The following is a 24873-nucleotide window of genomic DNA, read 5'->3' as shown; positions in this document are numbered from 1 at the left end:
AACACTTATAATTATTACAAAACATAGGCATTTTAGCCTTTGGTTTCAAAGCGATTAATAATTATATTTGCCCCCGTTATAAAAATTTACAATGAGAGAAATCCAATTTAGAGAAGCACTACGCGAAGCCATGAGCGAAGAAATGCGTAAAGATGACCGCGTTTTTTTATTAGGTGAAGAAGTAGCAGAATATAACGGAGCGTACAAAGTAAGTCAGGGCATGCTTGACGAATTCGGTGCGAAACGCATTATCGATACCCCAATTGCCGAATTAGGTTTCGCAGGTATAGCAACTGGTGCCGCAACAGCAGGCCTTATTCCGATTGTTGAATTTATGACCTTTAACTTCTCACTAGTAGCTATCGATCAGATCATCAACGGTGCTGCTAAAATTTTATCAATGAGCGGTGGTCAGTTCTCATGCCCTATGGTTTTCCGTGGCCCTACAGGTAACGCAGGCCAGTTAGGCGCACAACACTCTCAAAACTTCGAAAACTGGTTTGCAAATACACCAGGATTAAAAGTAGTAGTTCCGGCTACACCTTACGATGCAAAAGGTTTATTAAAACAATCAATCATAGATCCGGATCCGGTTATTTTCATGGAATCGGAAGTAATGTATGGCGATAAAGGCGACGTTCCTGCAGAAGAATACTACATCGAATTAGGAAAAGCTAAAGTAACCAAAGAAGGTACAGATGTAACTATCGTAACTTTTGGTAAAATGCTTACCCGCGTTGTAAATCCTGCTGTAGAAGAATTAACTAAAGAAGGAATAAACGTTGAGGTGATCGATTTACGTACTGTACGTCCTATTGATTACGATACCATCATTGCTTCTGTTAAGAAAACTAACCGTTTGGTAGTTGTAGAAGAGGCCTGGCCTTTGGCATCTCTTTCAGGAGAGATTGCTTTTATGGTACAAAAACACGCATTCGATTATTTAGATGCTCCGGTTTTACGTATCACTTGTGCCGATGTACCACTTCCATACTCTCCAACTTTAATTGCGGCCAGCTTACCAAACGCTGAACGTGTAGTTAAAGCAGTGAAAGAAGTAATGTACGTTAAAAAATAATTGTTAGTCTGAGCGAAGTCGAAGACCCAAAAACATATAAATCCTCCAATTCATTTTGGGGGATTTTTTTTTGCATCTATTTTAAACCTGCGGTTTTTGATACAGTCGTCACCCTGAATTTATTTCAGGGTCTTTTCACCGCTAACGCTCGTTTCTAACGAGCGTTGAATAACTTATCGTTTCCAAACGATTGAATTGTATAGCTATTTATGCACTCGTTTGGAAACTTTTTCTATTTTAAACCTCGCAGTTTTTTGAAACCTGCGAGGTTTGGAAATAAATATTTTTATCTTCGCTATACCAATTCAATTTCTTCCCATGTCCGAATACATAGCCGATCAAACATTCGAAAAAGCGAATTTCACCTTACGCCCGCTTCCAAAAGCAAAATATGAAAACTGTAAATTTATCAACTGCGATTTTTCAAGTTCAGATTTAAGCGGTGTTAAATTTTTAGACTGCGGGTTTATTTCCTGCAATTTAAGTTTGGCCGGTTTAACAAAAACTTCGCTAATTGATGTGAATTTTCAGGACTGCAAAATGCTGGGGTTAAAATTTGATAGCTGTAACGATTTCGGTTTGGCATTCAGTTTTAACAATTGTAAACTGGATCATTCTTCTTTTTACAAATTGAAGCTGAAGAAAACGGATTTCAAAACCTCACAATTACATGAGGTCGATTTTTCGGAAAGCGATCTGGCCAATTCAACTTTCGATAACTGTGACTTACTAAACACTACTTTTGACAGAACTATCCTCGAAAAAGCAGATTTCAGAACAGCTTACAATTATTCCATAGATCCGGATAACAACAGGATCAAAAAAGCTAGATTTTCAAAATCCGGACTTGCAGGGCTATTGCAGAAATACGATATCCAGATCAGCGAATAGTTTTTGAGAAATTTTGTAAATTCATTTTACAAAACCATCAGATATGGAGCAGCCAAAACCTGAAAATATTGATCAATATATCGCCAATTTCCCTGTTGATAAACAAAAACTCCTGCAACAGGTTCGAGAAACCATCCACAAAGCAGTACCTCTAGCAAAGGAAGTCATCAGTTATGGCATGCCTGCCTTTAAGCAGCATACGGTTTTAGTGTATTTTGCAGGTTATGCCAAACACATTGGTTTTTATCCAACCGGATCAGGTATCGAAGCCTTTAAAGATGAATTTTCTGATTACAAATGGAGCAAAGGTGCAGTTCAGTTTCCTTTGGATAAGCCTCTGCCTTTAGAACTGATTACGAGGATAACAAAATTTAAAGCAGAACATGATCTGGAAAAAACGAAGAAAAAGAAGGGATAAGTTTTTAAATGATTTATGGAAACTCGCCAATCAGGCATCTATTCTATAAACCATTCTTAAAACCTCTTTCTTGATGAAAAACATACTTCTATTCTTCCTGATTTTTATATGTGCCAAAGCATTTTGCCAAAATGCAACAGTTGTAGAAATCGAAACACTTTCTAAACCTGCAAAGTTCATCCCGGTTGTTCCCAGTAGCGAAATACTCAAAGTACTTAAGGCTGATATTGAAAAAAATGTCGAAAATCTACCCGACAGCCTGGTTTATTATGGCAAACATCCTTTTTTAACCGGTATTTTAAATTCCTACATCGACCATCGGCCTTTTGTAATCTCGCCAGATATTTTCTGGTTACTTATCAGTCAGGGTTTTGCCAGGCACGTTACCCAAAACGCTGAGGAATTGAGGTCGAAAATGGTAAATTTTGATGGCCGGAAAACATTAACTGTAATGTCAGATAAAATCCAGATTGGAAATCCAAAATCAGATTGGGCATCTATTTTCCCCCAATTTAACGAACAGGTTAATGATTATACCGGCAAAAAATTGGTCGGTGTTTTAACTTCCGATTTCACGACAACAACCGCCACCTCAAAAATTGTAAATCAGGTTACTATTATGGAAACCGTGAAATCTTATTTTGAATTTAAAGTGATCATTATGGGTTGCGGAATCCCAAAAGTTACCATAGAGGGAACAACCCAGGACTGGAAAAAATTACTTGAAAAAACCAAATACCTTTCTCAGTATAAATTAGACTGGTGGACAAACGAACTCGTGCCCATTATCGAAGAGATTATAGCAGCAAAAAAGGGAAAAGTAAATAAAGATTTCTGGATGAATATGGTTAAATACCATACCGAAAAGAAATATGGAACAGTTAACACGATTGATGGCTGGATCGTAAAATTCTTCCCTTACACCAAAGAAGGTAACAAAACCGGGTTAAAACCAATTACAAGCGTAAACAGTTTAGCATCAGAGATTGTAAAAGTGCCATTTATTTTACTGGATGATATAAACCATACCTCCAATAATATGGAAATATGGGCAGGTTTTATAGGCCTGTCGCAAAACAATAAAGATTTCACCATGAAACCAGAAATGAGCTGGGCCATTATAAATAAGAACAGCGCTCCTTTAGAAACCTCGGTTTTCGACAATAAAACGCAGGCCAATGACCTTTCTATGAGTAACATCAGCGAAATTCCGAAAGCACTGTATAACCTAAAAAGTATCGGCACTTTAAGGATCAAATTTACCAAAAACATTATTATCCCTGATGAACTGGCCAAAATAAACATCAACAGATTGGAGCTTACCGGAGCCATTACAGAAGCAGAAAAACAGAGGGTTATCAAACTATTTCCCAATTGTTGGCTTATTATTAATGGTGAAATGATCGATCGTTGATAGTTATAGCACCATTTTTTTTCAAAAACTTACTCACAAATTTCGGTGGAAAACTTCATTTTAAAAATCCTTAAATCCCGCAAATCCTCATTAGCTTTGCTTCCTTTAATTTTACCCTTTAGGATATGTTAAGCCACCATAAAATAATTGCAGCCGAATTAAAAGTTGCAGAAAAGCAAGTAACCGCAACCATAAACCTCTTGGATGAAGGTGCAACAGTACCGTTTATTTCCCGTTACCGTAAAGAGGCAACCGGCAGTTTAGATGAGGTTGAGGTAGCCGCAATCCGCGATAGGGTTTTGCAATTGCGCGATCTGGACAAGCGCCGCGAAGCGATTTTAAAATCGATGAACGAGCTTGGCAAGTTAACACCCGAACTCGAAAAACAGATTAACGAAGCAGAAACCATTTCGTTACTAGAAGATATTTACCTGCCCTATAAACCGAAACGCAAAACACGTGCATCGGTTGCAAAAGAAAAAGGTTTGGAGCCTTTGGCCCTACAGATTTTCGATCAGAGCAGTTTTGATCTGGATACCGAAGCAGATAAATTTATCGATGCCGAAAAAGGGGTAAACTCGCTTGATGAAGCTTTGGCCGGAGCAAGAGACATTATTGCCGAAATGATTTCTGAAAATGCCGAAGCACGTACCAAAATGCGTACTTATTTTCAGGAAAAAGCCGAATTTAAGGCCGAGGTGATCAAAGGTAAAGAAGAAGAAGGCATTAAATATAAAGATTACTTCGAATGGAACGAACCGGTTAAAACTGCAGCATCGCACCGTGTTTTAGCGATGCGCCGTGGCGAAAAAGAATTGATTTTAAGGTTAGATGCACTTCCTCCAGCAGAAGATGCACTTGTTATTTTAGAAAACCAGTTTATTGTAGGCAATAATGCGGCTTCGAAACAAGTTCAGCAAGCTTTAGAAGATGGTTACAAACGTTTGTTGGAACCAGCAATGGAAACTGAACTCCGTGTTTTTACTAAACAGAGGGCTGATGAAGAAGCCATCCGTGTTTTTGCCGAAAATGCACGTCAATTATTATTGGCAGCGCCTATGGGGCAGAAAAATGTGCTGGCCATCGATCCGGGTTTCCGCACAGGTTGTAAAGTGGTTTGTTTAGATAAACAAGGTCAGTTATTAGAAAATACCGCCATTTACCCGCATACCGGACAGGGCAACGTAAAAAATGCCGAATTTACCATCCAACAGCTTTGTGAGAAATATGAAGTTGAGGCTATTGCCATTGGTAACGGTACTGCAGGAAGGGAAACCGAAGCTTTTGTACGCGCTTTAAATTTACCGCATATCACCATTGTAATGGTTAATGAAAGTGGAGCCTCTATTTATTCAGCATCAGAAGTGGCAAGGGAAGAATTCCCAACACAGGATATTACCGTACGTGGAGCCGTTTCAATCGGTCGCCGTTTAATGGACCCTTTGGCCGAATTGGTTAAAATTGATCCAAAATCTATCGGTGTTGGCCAATACCAGCACGATGTTGATCAGAATAAATTACAGGCAAGTTTAGATGATACCGTAATCAGCGCTGTAAATGCTGTTGGTGTAGAGCTGAACACAGCTTCTAAACAAATTTTGGCTTACGTATCGGGCCTTGGACCAACTTTGGCACAAAACATTGTTGATTATAGAAATACCCATGGTGCATTTAAAAACCGCGAAAGTCTGAAAAAAGTACCACGCTTAGGCGACAAAGCTTATGAGCAGGCTGCAGGTTTCTTGCGTATCCGCAATGCAGAAAATGTTTTGGACACCAGTGGTGTTCACCCTGAGCGTTACGCCGTGGTAGATAAAATGGCCAAAGACCTTGGCACTACCGTTTCGGCCCTGATGAAAGATACACAACTGCAAAAGCAGATCAAGCCGCAACAATACGTAACAGACGAAATCGGTCTGCCAACGCTAAACGACATTTTAAAAGAACTGGCAAAACCGGGTCGCGATCCGCGTGAGCAGTTTGAAGCTTTTAGCTTTACCGATGGTGTAAACGAAATTGCCGATTTACGAACCGGTATGAAACTACCGGGTATTGTAACCAACATAACCAATTTCGGTGCCTTCGTTGATATCGGCGTTCACCAGGATGGTTTAGTGCATACCAGCCAATTGGCAAACCGTTTTGTGGCTAACCCTAATGATGTGGTAAAAGTGCATCAAAAGGTAGAAGTTACCGTAATGGAAGTTGATGTGGCCCGCAAGAGGATTTCGTTATCGATGAAGACAGAAAGTAGTCCGAAGTCGGAAGTCCGCAGTCAGAAGTCCAGAGAGCAGAAGCCAAAGCAAGATTACAAGCCGAATAACAAACAAAACTTCAAGCCACGTAATGAACCAAAAGACGCTGATGGCGATCTACAGGAAAAGTTGGCAAAGCTGAAAGGTATGTTTAAGTAAAAAGTTGTCATACTGAGCCTGTCGAAGTATTTAACGGTCTTCGACAAGCTCAGACTGACATTTATTTATCCTGCTTATCCCTAAACTCCAATCTTTTCCTCGGCAAACTTTCCGGATAATGGTTTTGGATAAAAGCAATCATGGCTTCCCTTACATAACACCTCAGATCGAAAGCTCTTGAAGAGTTAGAAGCACTCATTAAAAAACGGACTTCAATTGCACCGTCTTTTGTGCTATCCGTAACCTGTACTACATTTACACGTTTATCCCAAAGCGGATTTAAATTTAACAGCCTTGTTAATTCCTGTCGCATAGGCTCAATAGGAATAGTATAGTCGAGGTATAAAAAAACGGTCCCAAGCAAATCAGCCGAAACACGCGTCCAGTTTTGAAAAGGTTTTTCGATAAAATAGGTAATCGGTAAAATCAAGCGCCGTTGGTCCCAGATATTCACCACCACATAGGTTAAAGTTATTTCTTCAACTTTTCCCCACTCGCCTTCTACAATCAAAACATCATCAATCCTGATGGGTTGTGTAAAAGCAATCTGAAAACCTGCTAATAAATTCCCAAGCGATTTCTGCGCAGCAAAGCCAATGATAATCCCTCCAATTCCAACTCCGGTGAGTAAGCCAGCCCCTATTTTCCGCATACTCTCAAAACTCAATAAAATGATGGCAGCAGTGATCAGAATAATGAGTGAAACAATAAATTTCCGCACAAATTGAAGCTGTGTGCGGATTTTACGCTCTTTAAGGTTATTTTCCTTATTCAGATCATACTTCAGATAGAAATAATCTTCCAGAACATTGATTAAGCGGACCAATATCAAGGCAAATGTAATGGTTAAAGCAATTTCCAATGCTTTTGTAATCGGTAACCTGAAAGCGGGTGGCATTTCCATCACCGTTAAAGAAAAATTCAACAATAGCAACGGAATAAAAACCGCAACCGGTCTTCTTAAATGTATAATAGTCGATTTTATGATGATGAAATCCCACCAGCGCGAAAGCAGGATAAAAGTTTTGTGAATGATAAATTTGATTAAAATCCCCAGCAAAACTGCAACTAAACCAATAATAAGGTTCTTGAAAAACAAAGGGATTGGATAACCGAAAAGCTGGTCGATATATTGCATACACGAAATCTGCTGGTTAATAAATGCGGCGCTAAGCCAATAGATATAGTTACAACAGCTATATTTTTGGATTGTTTGCTTACAGAAACCCGATACCCGCAAATAAATTATTTACATTAGCTTTTTATAGATCTTCAAAAAAAGGAAAAGATGGATTTTTTCGATGCCCATAGTATATTTTTCACGGTTCTAGGCTATAAAATGAGTTATTTGGAATTTTCCGCTGTAATTACAGGGATTATTTCAGTTATTCTTTCGGCAAAAGCAAGTGTTTGGAGCTGGCCCGCAGGTATTGTTAATGTATTTTTATCGGCCTTTTTATATTATCAAAATCAGCTTTACCCCGATATGTTTCTGATGGTTTTCTTTTTTATAACCAACATTATGGGCTGGTGGCGGTGGACAAATCCCAAACCCGGAGAAGAAGATAAAAATAAAGAGCTTAAAATCAGCTTTATGCCACTAAAACAGTTTTTGCTTTTATTGGTTGTGGGCATTGTTGGTACATTATTAATGGGCACACTGGCCAGTCAGTTACATAATTGGTTACCATTGCTGTTCAATTTACCCAGCGCGTATCCTTTTGTGGATTCATTTATTTTCGTAATGAGTGTAATTACTACTTTTTTAATGATACAGAAAAGGGTAGAATGCTGGATTATCTGGTTAATTATAGATGTTGTGGCAACCTACCTATATTTTTTAAAAGGCATCAAATTTATGGGTATCGAATACCTGGTTTTTACCTTTATTGCTGCTTTTGCATTGTGGCATTGGATAAAAGAATACAGGAGTTACGCTAAAACAGCATGAAAAGGGGTTTAGTTATCGGTAAGTTTATGCCGATCCATAAAGGGCACATTGCACTGATCAACTTTGCAGCTGCACATTGTGATGAGCTTATCGTATCAATGAGTTTTACGCCCGATGATAAAATCGATCCGGTTTTGCGTTTCGGATGGATCATGGAAATCTTTAAAGATCAGCCAAACATCAAACCCGCAATTATTGCCGATAACTTTGATGATGAAACCCTGACATTAAAAGAACGTACAGCTATTTGGGCAAACAGGATGCGCGAGGTTTATCCAAAGATCGATATTCTATTCAGTTCCGAATTTTATGGAGCACCATTTGCCCTTCATTTACAGGCCGAACATATCCTGTTTGATGAAGCCAGAAAATTCACACCTGTTTCTGCTACCTTGATCAGAAATAACCCATTTCAATATTGGGACTTTATCCCTGAAATAGTAAGACCGTATTTTGTAAAGAAAATTTGTTTCTACGGACCGGAAAGCACGGGAAAATCGACCATGGCCGAAAAAATGGCAAAACATTACAATACCACCTTTGTCCCAGAAGTTGCACGCGAATTAATTACCTCAAATGATATTACAACTAAGGATATAATCAATATCGGGATAGCGCAAACAGCCAGGGTAAAGGAAAAAACAAGCATTGCAAATAAAATCGTTTTTTGTGATACTGATTTAATCACCACAAAAATATATTCGCAATATTATTTAAATGAAGTTCCTGAAATCCTCAATAATCTTGAAAACGAAATCAAGTACGATTTATATTTCCTGATGAATATTGATGTGGAGTGGGTAGCTGATCATCTGCGCGATTTTGGCGACAGACGATTAGAGATGTTTAATTTATTTAAATCGGAGCTCGAAAAGCGCGGCATTAATTATATTCTGATCAGCGGAAATTATGAAGAAAGGGAAGAGAATGTAAAAAAATATATCACTTCAATTTTAATTTAGGCACATCCGTTTTTGTACCTTAGGCTTAAATCAAACCAAAAATGATATGACAGCTAAACAAATGCTTCCTATCATCCCTGATAATACTGTAGTTAATAAAATTTACGAGCTAAGAGGCGTAAAAGTAATGCTTGATAGTGATCTGGCTGAACTTTATGGCGTGGAGACAAAAGTTTTAAATCAAAGTATCCGCCGAACGTTTTCCGGATGACTTCATGTTCCAGCTAACCACTGAAGAGTGGGAACCATTGAGGTCACAGATTGTGACCTCAAAAAAAGGAAGAGGCGGAAGGACCTATCTACCCAATGTTTTTACCGAACATGGCATCCTGATGCTTTCTAGTGTATTAAACAGCAAACAGGCCATTCAAGTGAATATCCAGATTGTTCGGATTTTCTCGCGTATCCGTCAATTTATTATAGATAGCGGCGAGCTTAAACTCGAAATTGAAGAAATCAAACAAAAAGTAAGCAATCAGGATAAAAACATCGAACTTGTTTTTACCTATCTGGATAAACTGATCGATAAGAAAATCGGTCCAAGAAAAAGAATCGGCTATATGCCTGATGATCTGTGATATTAATGATTTGGAAGCCTCTAGTCTAACCTCTTTTTAACCCCCAAAACTTACTTATAGCATGTCGTAGCGAGATGCTACGACTAGAGTAGAGTTCGATAATTAATATTTGTTTAAAAGGACTCCTGCGCACATTTTTAACTCATCGTCGTCACCCTGAATTTATTTCAGGGTCTATCTGGCAGAAAAGATGCTTATGCTGAAAATTCGGGATAAGGTTTTTATAAGACTTTTTTATGATAAAATTTTTCTGCCCAACTATTTGATAATAAAACTTTTCTATCTATCTTTGCAGTCCCAAATTTAATGGGAATAATAAATTGTTTAATAAATTAAATACAAGCAAGTGAATACGTTAAGTTACAAAACTGTCTCGGCCAATGCGAAAACTGTTAACAAACAGTGGATTGTTGTTGATGCGCAAGGCGAGATTTTGGGGCGCTTGTCATCGAAGATCGCTATGATCATCCGTGGTAAAAACAAGCCTGAGTACACCCCACACGTAGACTGCGGTGATAATGTAATCGTTATCAATGCAGACAAGGTTAAATTGACAGGAAACAAATTCAGCGAAAAGCAATATGTTTCTTATACTGGTTATCCAGGTGGTCAACGTTTTATTTCTCCTAAGGAGTTAATGGCGAAACACCCTCAACGTGTAATCGAGAAAGCGGTACGTGGTATGTTACCGAAAACTAAATTGGGTAAAAAACTTTACACCAATCTTTTTGTGTATGCAGGTGAAACCCACCCTCATGCAGCTCAATCTCCAAAAACCATTAAACTTTAAGAAATGTCAGTTACTAACACTTCAGGAAGAAGAAAAACAGCTGTTGCACGTATCTACTTAAAAGATGGTGCTGGCGCAATTACCGTTAACGGTAAAGATCACAAAGTATATTTCCCAACTTTACCTTTGCAATATATCGTAAACCAGAGTTTAGAGGTTTCTGAACTTACAGGTCGTTATGATATCACTGTAAACGTACAGGGTGGTGGAGTAAAAGGACAAGCAGAAGCTGTTCGTTTAGCTATTGCTAAAGCGATTGTTGAACTAGATGCGGAGAAAAAACCTGCATTACGTGCTAAAGGCCTAATGACGCGTGATATGCGTATGGTTGAGCGTAAAAAACCAGGACGTGCTAAAGCCCGTAAGAAATTCCAATTCAGTAAACGTTAATCACAGGAGGCAAGAACAATGGCAAGAACAACTTATCAAGACTTATTGGATGCAGGTGTACACTTTGGTCACCTTACCCGTAAATGGAATCCAAAAATGGCTCCTTACATTTTCATGGAGCGTAATGGAATTCACATTATAGATTTAAATAAAACTTTAACTAAAACTGAAGAAGCTGCGGCTGCGATTAAACAAATCGTAAAATCAGGACGTAAAGTATTATTCGTTTCTACAAAGAAACAAGCTAAAGGAATCGTAGCTGAACAAGCTAAAAAAGTAAACATGCCTTTCGTAACTGAGCGTTGGTTAGGTGGTATGTTAACTAACTTCGCTACTGTTCGCAAGTCAATCAAAAAGATGTCTAACATCGATAAAATGACTAAAGACGGTACTTACGCGATCTTATCTAAAAAAGAGCGTTTAATGATTCAGCGTGAGCGTATTAAATTAGAATCACTTTTAGGTGGTATTGCTGATTTAAACCGTTTACCTGCAGCTTTATTCTTAATTGATGTTAAGAAAGAACACATCGCGGTAACTGAAGCGTTAAAATTGAACATCCCAACTTTTGCGATGGTTGATACAAACTCTGATCCTTCTAACATCGATTTCCCAATCCCTGCGAATGATGATGCTACTAAATCTATCTCTTTAATTACTGATGTAATTATCAAAGCGATCGAAGAAGGTTTAGATGAGCGTAAACGCGAAAAAGATGATGAGGCAGAAAAAGAAGCAGTAGCCGCTAAAGCAGCAGCTGATGCTCCTGAATCAAAAGAGCCTAGACGTAAAAAAGCTGCTGAGGCAGAAGTTGAAGCGTCAGCATCAGAAGAAACTAAAACAGAAGAATAGTAATATTTTTTAATTGCAGGTTACTGGTTTCAGGTTTTAAGTTGGCTTAACAAGAGTTTAACTTAGCGCTTGTAACTTGTAACCTGTAATTGTTATAACAAGATTTTAAACTTTAAAAAGGAAATAAAATGTCTACAGTACAAATTTCTGCAGCAGATGTAAATAAACTACGCCAACAAACTGGCGCTGGTATGATGGATTGCAAAAAAGCTCTAGTTGAAGCTAATGGCGATTTCGAAGCAGCTGTTGATTTATTACGTAAAAAAGGTCAAAAAGTATCTGCAGCCCGTTCTGGTAATGCTACTTCTGAAGGCCTGGTATCAATCGCTGTTTCAGCAGACGGTACAAATGGTAAATTAGTTGCTTTAGCTTGCGAAACCGAGCCGGTTTCTAAAGTTGAAGATTTCCGTAATTTGGCTCAGGCTGTTTTAGCTGCAGCAGTTGCCAACAATCCTGCTACTGCTGAAGAATTATCAGCAATTACTTTGGAAGATGGACGTACAGTTGCCGAAACTATTACTGAATTAACCGGTAAAATCGGAGAGAAAATCGTTATCCAGGAGTATGCAAACGTTTCTGGTGAAAAAATCGTTTCATATATCCACTCTAATGGTAAAATGGGCGTTTTAGTAGTATTTGAAAATACTAACGGTGCAGATATTACTGAAGCTGGTAAAGATGTGGCTATGCAGATTGCTGCAATGAGCCCAATTGCTGTTGATAAAGACGGTGTTGATCCTGCTACTATCGAACGTGAAATCGAGATTGCTAAAGACGTTATCCGTCAAGAAGGCAAACCAGAAGAAATGGTTGAAAAAATTGCTGCTGGTAAATTGAACAAATTCTACAAAGACAGCACTTTATTAAACCAGGAGTTTGTTAAAGATAGTTCTATCGATGTACGTAAATTTTTAGATAACACTTCTAAAGGTTTAACAGTATCAGCTTTCAAACGTGTACAATTAGGTGCATAAGCACTGAAAAACATATTTAAAAAAAGCTCCAAGAAATTGGGGCTTTTTTTATGTTCTATCCCCCCGTCGTCACCCTGAATTCATTTCAGGGTCTACATGCGAGATAGATGCTGATCCCGAAACTTCGGGACAGCATGACGGCCGCATGCAATTCTCCTACTTCCTCAAAGCAGTATAAGTCCCTACTTCTTTCCCCGAATCATTAAGCATACTCACCGTTACTTTATTTTTATCAGCTTTTATTTTTGTGATGGTTCTTATGCCTGTTTTAGGTCCGCCACCAATAATTAAAGGATAATGGTTTAAGTTTTTATCAGGCTGGTGAACCATATATTTATGCGTATGCCCACTTAATACCAAATCAACTTTTCCCTGATTAAGTAAGGGCTCAAACAATTCGGTGCAGTGCTTTGGGCCATGCGCATCGCCGGAGAAGCGTGGAGGAATGTGCATCATTACAATTCTGAATGATGCCTTTTTAAATGCTTTCGAATTCATTTCTGCTTTAAACCATTCAGCCTGCTGAACCCGGTAATCATCAAAATCTACAATACCAGCATAAACCGGATGCGCATCTTCCTTATCCTCGCCGGTGTCTAAAATCACAAAACGTACCGGCCCTAAAGTAAAAGCGGTATGACCAACATGCATGTAGTACTGCGGAAATTCGCGTGCAAACTTACCACGTGTTTCGTGATTGCCCCTTACATAAATAAATGGTGTATTTTTGGCGAAATTATCTACACACGGTTGAAGCATGTGCTCGATAATCTGCTTTTCGTCGGTCTGGTAATCGAATATATCACCGTTAAAAAAGATAAAATCCTGCTTCTTATCCGGAACCAATCCCAACAAATGTGGAATAGACTCAGGCCTGTCGTGTGTATCGTTCAACATTAAAAACGAAACCTCATCCTTACTTTGATCGGCATTAACAAATTCCTCTACAGCGCTGCTCACCGTTTCACCATATGTTAATTTATATGGTTGAAAATCATTAATCTCTTTTGAAACAATTTTATAATAATATTTTGCACCGGGTTTTAGGTTGTTAAGCGTTACAGCATTGAGTTTACTATTGGCCTGCATCAGTCCCAGTTGGGCTTTTCCATAAGCTTTTTGGTTTAACTGATCCGCCTGCTCGCCATATTCTACCCAGCCCGCGGCATTTTTATTGGTCAGCCAAAGAACGGTCATTGCGTTATCAAAATTGGTTTGGAGATAAGGACCAACCGCAATTTTAAAACCCTCTTCATTATTGGGCAAATCTGCAATCGCCATCGATGGTGCCACCAGTGTAGCAGCACTTAAAGTTAGGCTGGCTTTTAAAAAACTTCTTCTATTAGACTGATTTTCATTCATTTGGTTATTTTATCTTATTACCCAAATATATAGCCACAATATTTAACTTTGACCGTGTAAGATTAAATTTACTCAAACGTTTGTTATGCCTAAAGTAATCCCCAATACCTCCTATTTTCAGGGCAACGATTTAAAAAAGAATCAGGACATCGTAATCGACGGTGCAATTATTTCAAATATTAAGGAAAGTAGCAACAAAGAAAACAGTCATTCGCTTGTTGTACCAGGTTTTATAGACCTGCAGATTTATGGCGCTGGCAACAGGTTATTTTCTGCTGATCCAAGCGTAGAATCTTTGACTATAATGGAAGAGGATCTGTTAAAAAAAGGAACTACAGGTTTCCTGGCCTGTATGGCAACAAATTCTCCTGAAGTTTTTAACGAATGTATTAAAGTTGCTAAAGCGCACCGCTCAGTAGCTAAGAATTGTTTGGGTTTACATTTAGAAGGGCCTTTTTTAAACCCAAAACGTTTGGGTGCGCACATACCTGCATTTGTACGTAAAGCCTCATTGGATGAAATCAAGAAACTGATCGATTTTGGAGATGGCGTGATCAAAATGATGACCATTGCTCCAGAAGTTCAGGATGATGAAATAATCGAATACCTGTTAAATAATGGTGTAGTTGTTTCATTAGGGCACAGTAATGCAACTTTCAAAGAAGCAACCGCTGCCTACAACAAAGGGATACAAACCACTACGCACCTCTTTAATGCCATGAGTCCGATCCATCACCGCGAACCGGGTATACCAACCGCAGTTTTCAGCCACGATAAGGCAATGGCCAGTATCATCGCCGATGGGCAACACCTTGATTTCGAGGTGGTTAAATTTGCGCAGAAATTATTAAAAGAACGTTTATTCCTGATTACAGATGCAGTTACTGCCTGCAATACCGGACCTTATCAGCACATCCAGAAAGGTAATAAATATGTAATGCCCGATGGTACACTTTCAGGCTCTTCGCTTACCATGTTGGAAGCTGTTAAAAACTGTGTATCATACTGTGGAATTGATTTAAACGATGCGGTTAAAATGGCTACACAATATCCTGCAAAGTTAATTGGGATTGAAAATCTGACTGCAAATATAGCAAGCGGCGAAACAGCTAATTTAATAGTGCTTGATGATGAATTGAATTTAAAAGAAGTCATTTTTAAAGGCGAAACGATATAATCTATCCAATATGTTCAAAAAAATTCTTCCAGCCATTATTTTCTTTTCTGTTTATGCCTGTAATTCGTGGGCGCAGGAAACAGATAAAGGATTTACTGTTATTCCGCTTGGTGTTAAAGGTGGTGATGATGAAAGTAATTTATCATCTTACATGATTGCTCCAAAAGGAAGCGATAAATATGTTTGTCTTGATGCAGGTACCATAAATGCCGGTATCCAAAAAGCAATCGACCTAAAATCGCTGAAAGGAATCAGTGAGGAAATACAGCGCAGGCAGATTAAAGGTTATTTGATATCCCATGGACATTTAGACCATTTAGCTGGCCTGATCATTAATTCTCCTGCCGATACGGCGAAAAACATTTATGGTTTGCCTTCTGTACTCAACATTTTAAGGGATAAATATTTTACCTGGGATGCCTGGGCAAATTTTGCCAACGAAGGCGAAAAACCACAGCTAAAAAAGTATACTTATTTTCCTTTGCTAGAAGGTAATACCTATCCACTTGAAGGAACAGATATGAACGTAAAGGCCTTCGAACTCAGCCACGGCAACCCCTACAAAAGCACAGCTTTCCTGATTGGCCATAACGATAGTTACGCACTTTATTTGGGAGATACCGGTGCCGATGAAATTGAAAAATCGGATAAACTGGCCAAGCTGTGGCAGAACATAGCGCCTTTGATTACTGCAGGGCAATTAAAAGCTATCTTTTTAGAGGTTTCTTTCCCCAACGAACAGCCAGATAAGCTATTGTTTGGGCACCTTAAACCAAAACTTTTCTTTAACGAACTGTCGAAACTTGAAGCTTTAACGAACGAAAAAGCTTTTAAAAAAGTTTCTTTCATTATAACCCACGTTAAACCTCCACAAAAAACAGCCGAAATAGTAAAAAGGCAATTAATTTCAGGAAAACCGAAAGATTTAAAACTAATTTTTCCCGAACAAGGCAAGTGCTTAACAATTAATTAATATAAATAGAACATTAGCAGCATTAAGTCAGCGTATTTTTGTTAAAAATTGAGTGAAATATCATAATTTTATTACGATAAGGGTAACAACAAATTATAATTGCTTCATCACTAATAAAAAAACATGAATTAATGAAAAAATTGCTACTATTATTGTCATTTATGCTTGTGGTAACCGTTTATGGTTTCGCACAAGGGGTTACCACTGCATCATTTATTGGTACAGTTAAAGATCAAAAAGGGGTGATACCTGGCGCAACGGTTACCGCCATACACATCCCCTCAGGTACAAAATATTCAACCATTACCAGGGCCGATGGTAGGTACAACCTGCCGAACGTACGTGTTGGCGGTCCATACACCATTAAAATAAGCTATATTGGTTATAACGAACTGGTTAAGGAAAACCTGAATACCACTATTGGTGAAGATTTAAGGGTTGATGTTTCACTTACCGAAACCTCGCAAAACCTGGCTGATGTTGTGGTAAAAGGAACACAGGATAAGGTGATTAACTCATCGCGGACCGGTGCAAGGGAAACGATAACTCGACAGCAGATCGATAATTTACCAACCATCAGCCGTTCGTTATCCGATTTTACCAAATTAACACCTTCTGCCAATTCTACAACTGTTGGTGGTTTAAGTTTTGGCGGCAGAAGCGGTTCTTACAACAATTTAACAGTTGATGGAGCCTTATTTAACAACTCTTTCGGCTTATCAGGCAGTTTGGGTGGACAGGCCAATTCTCAACCAATTTCGTTAGATGCGATTGAGCAGATCCAGGTTGATATTGCACCTTACGATGTTCGTCAGGGATCTTTCACCGGGGCAGGTATCAATACCATTGTAAAATCAGGAACAAATGATTTTAAGGGCTCGGCATACTACTACACCAGAGGTACGGATTTAACAGGATATTCGGCAGGTGTTACCAAAATACCGATTGTTGATTTCAGCTATAACCAACGTGGTTTGAATATCGGCGGACCGATTATTAAAGACAAATTGTTTTTCTTTGTTTCGGGCGAGCAGGAAAGGATCAGTACACCAGCAACCTCTTTTGTAGCCTCACGTCCAGGTTTATCAGGAGCTAACGTTTCGGCAGCAGATGCAGCTACATTAGATAAGTTATCAAACTATTTAATGAGCAAATACAATTACGCGACCGGCCCGTACGAAAATTATCCATACAAAACCCAAAGTGATAAAATTACGGCCAAAATAGACTGGAATATCAACGCAAACAACACTTTAAGTGCAAAATATTTCTACTTAAAATCAAACAGACAGGTTGTGGCCAGCGGCTCGGGTATTCCGGCAGGTTTAAATGGTAGCCGTTCTCCTTCATCAACCTCTATGCCTTATTTCGGTTCGAGTTATACCATTAACAATAACTTTAACATCGGCATTGTTGAATTAAACACCAGGATCGGCAACAGTATGTCGAACAAATTAACTTTAGGCTATTCTGCACTAAGGGATTTCCGCGGTTCAAATGGCGCTGAATTACCAATGGTTGATATCGGTAACGGAAACGGTGGCATTTTAACCAGTTTTGGTTACGAGGTTTTCACAGCAGGTAACCTGTTAAACTCTGATATTTATCAATTTTCGGACGATTTCTCGATTTATGCGGGTAAACACGAAATCACCATCGGAACAAGCAACCAGTTAAATAAATTTTTAAATGGTTTTGCTCCCAACTATAATGGTTTATATTATTTTAGAACAGCCGACGATTTTATCAATAACCAGCCTGCAGTAAGTTATTCGTACCGTAACTCTGCTTTGGCCGATGGCTCGTTTCCATTTGCCAAAATGTCGTCGTATAACCTGAGTTTATATGCACAGGATAAATACCAGGTGAGTGATAACTTCAAATTAACTTATGGTATCCGTGCCGATTATACTTATTTTCCTACCAAGTTAGATCCGAACCCGAATTTGGCGGCATTAACCTTCCAAAATGGTTTACAGGTTGACATTTCTAAGTTTCCGAATAAAAAATTATTGTTCTCGCCGCGTGTAGGCTTTAATTATGACGTTTTTGGAGATAAAACCACACAATTACGTGGAGGAACCGGAATTTTTACCGGTCAGGTGCCTTATGTATGGATTTCCAACCAGGCTTCTAACACCGGAACATTATTCAGTTCTGCTACTGTATCAACCCCTGGCGATCCAAGGTTGATTTTTAACCCAAATGTTAATGCAAACCGCCCGGCACCGGGTACAGTTAGTGCCAATACTTCTTATGAGGTAGATGCGGCTTCGAAAGATTTTAAATATCCACAGATCTGGAGAACAAACGTAGCCGTTGATCAAAAATTACCAATGGGTATTATTGCGACTTTAGAAGCATCATACACTAAAGATATTAACGCTGTAAATTTCTCAAATGCAGCATTGCCTAATAATTCAACGGGCTTAATTACACTGCCAGGAATTGAAGGACAGCAACGTTATACCGTAAAATCGACACAAACCGGTACTACGGCGGCAAATCCGTCTATTTCGCCATTTATCTACATGCAGAATACCAATAAAGGTTATTCATATTTCATCACTGGTCAGTTACAAAAATCTTTCTTCAGTGGCTTTAATGCAAGTGTGGCCTATACCTACAGTCAATCTAGATCTGTAAACGATGGTGGTTCTACCGCAAGTTCTATCTGGTCGCAAAGGGCCATTGCCGGTGATGCAAATTCGGATGTTCTGGCCAACACCAACTTCATCCAGCCGAACAGGGTTATTGCTTCATTAAGCTATAAAAAAGAGTATTTTAAACATGCAGCTACCACAGTAGGTATCATTTTCGAATCGGCCAATAATGGTGCATTCAGTTACGTTTCATCAGGTGATATTAACAACGATGGTGGCGCGAATGATTTACTTTACATTCCACAAAACAAAGGCGATATTATTTTAGTGCCCGATTTTGTTGGCGATACCCGCACCCAGGATCAGATCTGGAATCAGCTAAATGCTTACATCAGTCAGGATAGCTATTTAAGCAAGCACAGAGGTCAATTTGCAAAAAGAAACGGCGCCATCATGTCGTACTTTAAAAGGGCCGATCTGCACATCGCACAGGATTTCTTTGTAGGTGCAAAAGGCAAAAGGAATACGCTTCAGTTCAGTTTGGATATCATTAACGTTGGTAACCTGTTAAACAGCGATTGGGGTTTATACCAAACACCAAATATTCCCTTATCAACCTACAATACCGCAGTATTACTGGCCTATAAAGGTTTAGATGCAACATCAGGAAAACCAACTTATTCTTTCCCTTATCAGGACAAAGCAAATTTAACACCATATACCACCACGTATAAAAATATTACCGACCAGATTTCGCGCTGGCAGGCACAGTTTGGCGTACGGTATACCTTTAACTAGTTATAATTTTAAATATTTTTTTTCTCTACTGCCCCCAAAAAGCTACACTATTTGGGGGCAGTTTATTTAATAAATTCGCTCTTTTTCTTTAAACCGCTATTTCTATTTAAATATTTACATCAATTATTAAAAAGCATAGCTCGGTATTAAAAAAATGTTAATATTTTTGAGGTCATGAAATACAAGCGCATCCTACTAAAGCTTAGCGGAGAATCGCTAATGGGCGATAAACAATACGGTATTGATAATGATCGTGTTAAGCAATATGCAGAAGATATCAAAGCAGTACACGATAAAGGACTGGAAATCGCTATCGTAATCGGTGGAGGAAATATTTTTAGGGGCTTAAGCGCCGAAAAAAGTGGGATGGACAGGGCTCAGGCCGATTACATGGGCATGTTGGCAACAGTGATCAATTCTATGGCCCTGCAAGATGCATTGGAGAAAGTTGGTATCAAAACCCGTTTGCTTACTGCAATTAAAATGGAGCAGATCTGTGAGCCGTTTATCCGCAGAAGAGCAGTACGCCACTTAGAAAAAGGCCGCGTGGTTATTTTTGGTGCCGGTACCGGAAATCCATATTTCACAACCGACTCTGCAGCGGCATTACGTGCAATCGAAATTAAAGCCGATGTGGTTTTAAAAGGTACACGTGTTGATGGAATTTATACTGCCGACCCTGAAAAAGATCCTTTGGCGACAAAGTACAATGATATTTCGTTCAGGGAAGTTTACGATAAAGGCTTAAATGTAATGGACATGACAGCTTTTACCCTTTGCGAGGAAAACCAACTTCCGATTATTGTGTTTGATATGAACAAACATGGTAACTTCATGAAAATTGCCAGTGGCGAACCAATCGGTACATTGGTGAAGTAAGCATTAAAAAAAATATTATTTTTGTAGATATACATACAATTATGAACGAACTCATACAATTGCAATTAATGGATGCGCAATCTTCTATGGAGAAAGCGATCGATCATTGTGAAGCTGAATTAACTAAAATAAGGGCTGGTAAAGCATCAGCTGGAATGTTGGATGGTATCTTTGTTGACTATTATGGAGCTTCTACAGCATTGGCGCAGGTAGCAAGCATCAATACACCGGATGCAAGGACAATCGTAATCCAACCTTGGGAAAAATCACTTTTAACCGTTATCGAAAAAGCTATCCAGGTAGCCAATATCGGTATCAATCCCCAAAATGACGGTATTGTAATCCGCCTGGTTGTACCTCCCCTAACAGAAGAGCGCAGGAAAGACCTGGTTAAAAAAGTAAAGGAAGAAGCAGAAAGAGGCCGTGTTACCGTTCGTAACATCCGTAAAGATGCCAATTCTAAAATCCAGAAATTAAAAGGCGAAGGTGTATCAGACGACGAAATTAAAACAGGCGAAGGTGAAGTACAAAAACTGACCGATGCTTATATCATCAAAGTTGATAAACACGCAGAAGCTAAAGAAAAAGATGTAATGACAGTTTAAGCTGTAGCAAACATGATTAAAAAGGGAATGGATTTAAATCTTTTCCCTTTTTTTATGCTATTTTTTTGCACTTGATGCGCGTACGTTTAAAATGGTTGGAAGCGATACCTGCGCATTTCCGATGTTTTTACCAGCTTTTTTAAGTTTGTTCAATAAAATCTTCATAATGTTTTCGGCAATGGCTTCAAGGGGCTGCGCAATGGCCGTAACAGGTGGCTCGCAGAACTCCAGGATCTCGAAATCATCGAAAGATACTACAGCAAGGTCTTTATGGATATGGATACCTTCTTTTCTGAACGTTCTTAAACCATCCAAACAGATATAGTTGGCCGCAAAAATTACCGCATCGAGCTGTTTTTCTTTCTTAAAAAATTTTGCCATTTCTTTTATTGATTCGGCAGAATTTACATAACTAATCTTTTTTACAATGGCAGGCAGTTGGTGCTTTTTCACCGCGGTTTCGTAACCGGTTAAACGATCTACCATTTGTTGCTGAGCGGTATCAATCGTAACAAAACCTATATTTTTATAGCCATTGTTAATCAGGTGCTCGGTAGCTTCGAGCGTACTGTTTTCGTTGGCAATAATAACATAATCGGCATTAACATCCTGTACATAACGATCGAACAGCACAACCGGTGCCTCCGTTTGGATCAGCTTTTTCACTTCTTCTTCCAAACCTTCGGGCAATGCCATAATGTAGCCGTCAACATGTCTGTCTTTAAAAATCTGCAATAACTCTATCGCTTTTTCGGTATCGTTACGGGTACTGCTAAAAAGGATTTTATAACCGAGGCTGGAGGCAATTTCATCAATGCGGCGTGCAATGCCCGAGAAAAATGGTTCTGAAATATCATCAACCAGGAAACCGATAATTTTTGTTTTGCCTGTTCGTAAACTGGTAGCAAGGGCGTTGGGCTGATAATTTAATTCGGCAACAAGATCCAAAACTTTTTTGGTAAGCGATTCGCTGATGTTCTTCTCTCTCGCTTTTCCATTGATTACGAACGATACGGTTGTAATGGAAATATTTAACTGTTTGGCTATATCTTTTATGGATACACGTTTTTTCATTACTGGCATTACACAGGTTAGAATAAATTGAACTGGTAATATAGGAATATATCTACAAAAATGTTAAAATTAGCCTTAAAAAGAAAAAGAGCAACCTATCCAGGATTGCTCAATTAACTAACTTATTATTCATAAAAAATGCTGTTGGGGAAGGAGTCGAACCTTCAAGGGGTAGTTAGCTACAGTTCAAAAAATTAATTTGTGGTCAACCCAATAAACTGCGTTTGTCCCATTATTCCCCACCACCGAGACAAGGAGGCGTGTCTGCCAATTTCACCACCCAACATTATATAGTCATTAGTCCAAAGTCTGCAGTCCCAAGTCTAAAAAGACTATTGACTCTTGACTTAGGACTAAAGCCGCTGTAGGGGAAGGAATCGAACCTTCAAGGAGTGGTTAGTACTGTTGCCAGTATATTCCCATTATTCTCCGCCACCGAGACAAGGAGGTGTGTCTGCCTGTTTCACCACCCTACATTTTTTGTTAAACAATTTTGAAAGAACGTTTCCTTTTTGTTAATTGCTTGATACAAATGTAAAGGAACATCCAATACCTTGCAAATATTTTAAACATTTAATTTTATTTTTATAATATTGATAAATATTTGTAAATTCGCTTATCATAATTCAAAAATATGCTTAAAAAAGACAATTCCAATTTAGAAATTGACAACCTCGACATCGATATATTAAAGCAATTGATGCAGGATGCCACTAAACCCTATACAGAAATCGCTAAAGATCTGATTGTTTCGGGCGGAACGATACATGTTAGGATGAAGAAACTACAGGAAATGGGCATTATAAAAGGCTCTCACTTAATTATCGACCCTCAGAAGGCCGGTTACGATATCTGCGCCTTTCTGGGTATCTATCTGGAAAAAGGGATCCAGTATAAAGATGCGGTTGCACAGCTGAGCAAAATTAAGGAAGTGGTAGAACTTCATTACACCACAGGTGCCTACAGTATGTTTGCCAAAATTATCTGCAGGGATACCAACCATTTACGCCATGTTTTAAACGAAGAAATCCAGGCGGTGAACGGTATCCAGCGTACAGAGACTTTAATCTCGTTAGAAGAGAGTATTAAGCGACAGATTGAATTGGGGTAAGGAAGACTAAAGCAGAAAGACTAAAGACCAAAGGATAGTGACTAAAATAAAAAATTAGGTGCCCTATTAGAAAATGAACATTCAGTAGGATTCCGGGAACAGCAGTCCCGTTATCCGCTAATTCCGATGAAACCTGTGAAACAAGCAAGCATACCAAAAAACAATAATAACAATGCTTAAATCGGAACCGCTTCTACCGGGTTTATTAACAAAGGTAAGTGCAATAATATCGATTCGCCTATTAATTTAAACGTGAAAAGCTACAATCTGTGCAATCTAAAAATCGGTGCAATCATACCGAAGGAAAAAGACTAAATAATAAACGTCGTCATCTCGACTGAAACGCAGTGGAACACCCGCCTGCAACGGGCAGGGAGAGATCTATCTCGAGACAGATTTCTCGGCTTCGTTACACTCCGCTCGAAATGACGGGTCTAATTACTTCAACAACTGATAAGCAATCAGCGCCGCTACATAAGCCATAGCCGTCATATAACCCAACTGGATTACCGGCCATTTCCAGCCTTTGGTTTCGCGGTAAACGATGGCCACGGTACTCATGCACTGCATGGCAAAAGCATAAAAAAGCATCAGCGAAATACCTGTTGCAAAGGTATAAACAGGCAAACCTGTACGGCTGTTTTTAGAGGCCGACATACGCTCCCGGATGGTACTTGTATCTTCATCACCACCATCAACACTGTAAATGGTTGCCATGGTCCCTACAAAAGCTTCGCGGGCAGCAAAAGAGGTAATTAAACCAATCCCAATCTTCCAATCGTAACCCAGCGGGCGGATGGCAGGTTCAATGGCGTGCCCCAAAAGCCCCACATAAGAATTTTCGAGCTTCTCGGTAGCCACCAGTGTTTTAATGTGATCAGTATTTTTTGTCGTATCAGCCAAAGCGGATTCATATTTTTTATCGATGCTCTCAAAACGGTTTCCCGGTCCGAATGAGGCCATTACCCAAAGAATTATCGAAATGGCAATAATTACCTTACCGGCTTCGAAAACAAAGGTTTTCGATTTCTCGTACATGGTATAAGCCACATTTTTCCACCTTGGCATGCGGTAAACCGGCAGTTCCATGATGAAATACGATCTTTCTTTGGTTTTAATGATAAATTTCATCACCCAGGCTACTAATACCGCAGCAACAATACCCACAAGGTACATCACCATCAGCGCCAGGCCCTGTAAATTAAAAATACCAAGAACCGTTTTAGAGGGAATAATCAGGGAGATGATTAAAATATATACCGGAAGCCTGGCTGAGCAGCTTACCAATGGGGTAACCATGATGGTAATCATCCGGTCTTTCCAGTTCTCAATATTCCTGGCGGCCATAATAGAAGGCACAGCACAGGCCAGACCACCAATCATGGGTACCACCGATTTTCCGTTCAAACCTACCTTGCTCATCACTTTATCCATCATAAAGGTAACGCGGGCCATATAGCCGGTATCTTCCAAAATGGATATAAAAGCAAAAAGAATGGCTATTTGTGGGATAAATACAAAAATACCGCCCAAACCTGCAATAACGCCATCCAATAACAGATCGGTAAGCATTCCTGCT

Annotated in this window: 21 protein-coding genes, 1 tRNA gene and 1 pseudogene; 18 read left to right on the top strand and 5 right to left on the bottom strand. The window is 39.1% G+C overall.

Features of this window, described 5'->3' with window-relative positions; genetic code table 11:
- The first annotated feature begins 91 nt into the window (after nt 1-91).
- From B2V92_RS10225 to B2V92_RS10205, 5 genes are all read left to right on the top strand, one after another.
- The gene (locus tag B2V92_RS10225) at nt 92-1078 is read left to right on the top strand and encodes a pyruvate dehydrogenase complex E1 component subunit beta (protein ID WP_113947551.1); all 987 of its coding nucleotides are present in this window, start codon (nt 92-94) and stop codon (nt 1076-1078) included.
- A gap of 318 nt (nt 1079-1396) precedes the next feature.
- Nucleotides 1397-1969, top strand: coding sequence for a pentapeptide repeat-containing protein (locus B2V92_RS10220; protein WP_293307502.1), 573 nt, complete (start codon nt 1397-1399; stop codon nt 1967-1969).
- A 43-nt stretch (nt 1970-2012) separates the two neighbouring features.
- A complete protein-coding gene (locus B2V92_RS10215) occupies nt 2013-2387 on the top strand; it encodes an iron chaperone (protein ID WP_293307500.1) in 375 nt (124 codons plus the stop codon).
- A gap of 73 nt (nt 2388-2460) precedes the next feature.
- Nucleotides 2461-3801: a DUF4419 domain-containing protein gene (locus B2V92_RS10210; RefSeq protein ID WP_293307498.1), complete on the top strand. Its 1341-nt coding sequence runs from the start codon at nt 2461-2463 to the stop codon at nt 3799-3801.
- A gap of 125 nt (nt 3802-3926) precedes the next feature.
- Nucleotides 3927-6215, top strand: a complete 2289-nt coding sequence (locus tag B2V92_RS10205; protein WP_293307497.1) for a Tex family protein — start codon at nt 3927-3929, stop codon at nt 6213-6215.
- Between the two features lie 61 nt (nt 6216-6276).
- On the opposite strand, the gene B2V92_RS10200 is transcribed toward B2V92_RS10205, so the two are convergent.
- Nucleotides 6277-7353, bottom strand: a complete 1077-nt coding sequence (locus B2V92_RS10200) for a mechanosensitive ion channel family protein (protein WP_293307496.1) — start codon at nt 7351-7353, stop codon at nt 6277-6279.
- A 201-nt stretch (nt 7354-7554) separates the two neighbouring features.
- Between B2V92_RS10200 and pnuC the strand changes: the two genes are divergently transcribed.
- The 7 genes and pseudogenes from pnuC to tsf all read left to right on the top strand — a co-directional run bounded on the left by pnuC (nt 7555) and on the right by tsf (nt 12712).
- The gene (gene pnuC, locus B2V92_RS10195) at nt 7555-8166 is read left to right on the top strand and encodes a nicotinamide riboside transporter PnuC (RefSeq protein WP_293307563.1); all 612 of its coding nucleotides are present in this window, start codon (nt 7555-7557) and stop codon (nt 8164-8166) included.
- Nucleotides 8163-9128: an AAA family ATPase gene (locus tag B2V92_RS10190; protein ID WP_293307495.1), complete on the top strand. Its 966-nt coding sequence runs from the start codon at nt 8163-8165 to the stop codon at nt 9126-9128. Before pnuC ends, B2V92_RS10190 begins: the two co-directional genes overlap by 4 nt.
- Nucleotides 9129-9174: 46 nt before the next feature.
- Nucleotides 9175-9706: pseudogene (locus tag B2V92_RS10185) on the top strand (ORF6N domain-containing protein).
- Between the two features lie 346 nt (nt 9707-10052).
- Nucleotides 10053-10496, top strand: a complete 444-nt coding sequence (gene rplM, locus B2V92_RS10180) for a 50S ribosomal protein L13 (protein WP_010602007.1) — start codon at nt 10053-10055, stop codon at nt 10494-10496.
- A gap of 3 nt (nt 10497-10499) precedes the next feature.
- Complete coding sequence (gene rpsI / locus B2V92_RS10175) at nt 10500-10886, top strand: 30S ribosomal protein S9 (RefSeq protein WP_055913282.1); 387 nt, start codon at nt 10500-10502, stop codon at nt 10884-10886.
- 18 nt (nt 10887-10904) lie between these two features.
- Entirely contained in the window at nt 10905-11738 is an 834-nt protein-coding gene (gene rpsB, locus B2V92_RS10170) for a 30S ribosomal protein S2 (protein ID WP_113947542.1), read from the top strand.
- A 128-nt stretch (nt 11739-11866) separates the two neighbouring features.
- Complete coding sequence (tsf, locus tag B2V92_RS10165; RefSeq protein ID WP_293307494.1) at nt 11867-12712, top strand: translation elongation factor Ts; 846 nt, start codon at nt 11867-11869, stop codon at nt 12710-12712.
- Between the two features lie 156 nt (nt 12713-12868).
- On the opposite strand, the gene B2V92_RS10160 is transcribed toward tsf, so the two are convergent.
- Nucleotides 12869-14074, bottom strand: a complete 1206-nt coding sequence (locus B2V92_RS10160; protein WP_293307493.1) for an FN3 domain-containing metallophosphoesterase family protein — start codon at nt 14072-14074, stop codon at nt 12869-12871.
- Between the two features lie 85 nt (nt 14075-14159).
- Here B2V92_RS10160 and nagA point away from each other — a divergent pair, with 85 nt between their 5' ends.
- The 5 genes from nagA (at nt 14160) to frr (ending at nt 21109) form a co-directional block, all read left to right on the top strand.
- Nucleotides 14160-15251 (top strand): N-acetylglucosamine-6-phosphate deacetylase, encoded by a 1092-nt coding sequence (nagA, locus tag B2V92_RS10155; protein WP_293307492.1) that lies wholly within the window; start codon nt 14160-14162, stop codon nt 15249-15251.
- A 10-nt stretch (nt 15252-15261) separates the two neighbouring features.
- Complete coding sequence (locus tag B2V92_RS10150) at nt 15262-16224, top strand: MBL fold metallo-hydrolase (RefSeq protein ID WP_293307491.1); 963 nt, start codon at nt 15262-15264, stop codon at nt 16222-16224.
- Between the two features lie 131 nt (nt 16225-16355).
- Complete coding sequence (locus tag B2V92_RS10145; protein WP_293307490.1) at nt 16356-19625, top strand: TonB-dependent receptor; 3270 nt, start codon at nt 16356-16358, stop codon at nt 19623-19625.
- A gap of 174 nt (nt 19626-19799) precedes the next feature.
- On the top strand, nt 19800-20504 hold the full coding sequence (gene pyrH, locus B2V92_RS10140) for a UMP kinase (protein ID WP_293307489.1): 705 nt from the start codon (nt 19800-19802) through the stop codon (nt 20502-20504).
- A gap of 41 nt (nt 20505-20545) precedes the next feature.
- Nucleotides 20546-21109 carry a ribosome recycling factor gene (gene frr / locus B2V92_RS10135; RefSeq protein ID WP_293307488.1) on the top strand — a complete coding sequence of 188 codons (564 nt, stop codon included), beginning with the start codon at nt 20546-20548 and terminating at the stop codon, nt 21107-21109.
- Nucleotides 21110-21166: 57 nt separating this feature from the next.
- Here the strand turns inward: frr and B2V92_RS10130 are convergent, their stop codons facing one another.
- Both B2V92_RS10130 and B2V92_RS10125 read right to left on the bottom strand, forming a co-directional pair.
- A complete protein-coding gene (locus B2V92_RS10130; RefSeq protein WP_293307487.1) occupies nt 21167-22192 on the bottom strand; it encodes a LacI family DNA-binding transcriptional regulator in 1026 nt (341 codons plus the stop codon).
- Nucleotides 22193-22324: 132 nt separating this feature from the next.
- A tRNA-Asp gene (locus B2V92_RS10125) sits at nt 22325-22469 on the bottom strand.
- Between the two features lie 348 nt (nt 22470-22817).
- Between B2V92_RS10125 and B2V92_RS10120 the strand changes: the two genes are divergently transcribed.
- Entirely contained in the window at nt 22818-23294 is a 477-nt protein-coding gene (locus tag B2V92_RS10120; RefSeq protein ID WP_025145395.1) for an Lrp/AsnC ligand binding domain-containing protein, read from the top strand.
- Between the two features lie 438 nt (nt 23295-23732).
- On the opposite strand, the gene feoB is transcribed toward B2V92_RS10120, so the two are convergent.
- On the bottom strand, nt 23733-24873 hold a 1141-nt coding region (gene feoB, locus B2V92_RS10115), incomplete at its 5' end, for a ferrous iron transporter B (protein WP_293307483.1).

Origin of the sequence: Pedobacter sp. UBA5917, from assembly GCF_002432345.1 — a bacterium.
Lineage (GTDB): Bacteria > Bacteroidota > Bacteroidia > Sphingobacteriales > Sphingobacteriaceae > Pedobacter.
This window is presented reverse-complemented; position numbering and strand designations above follow the sequence as displayed.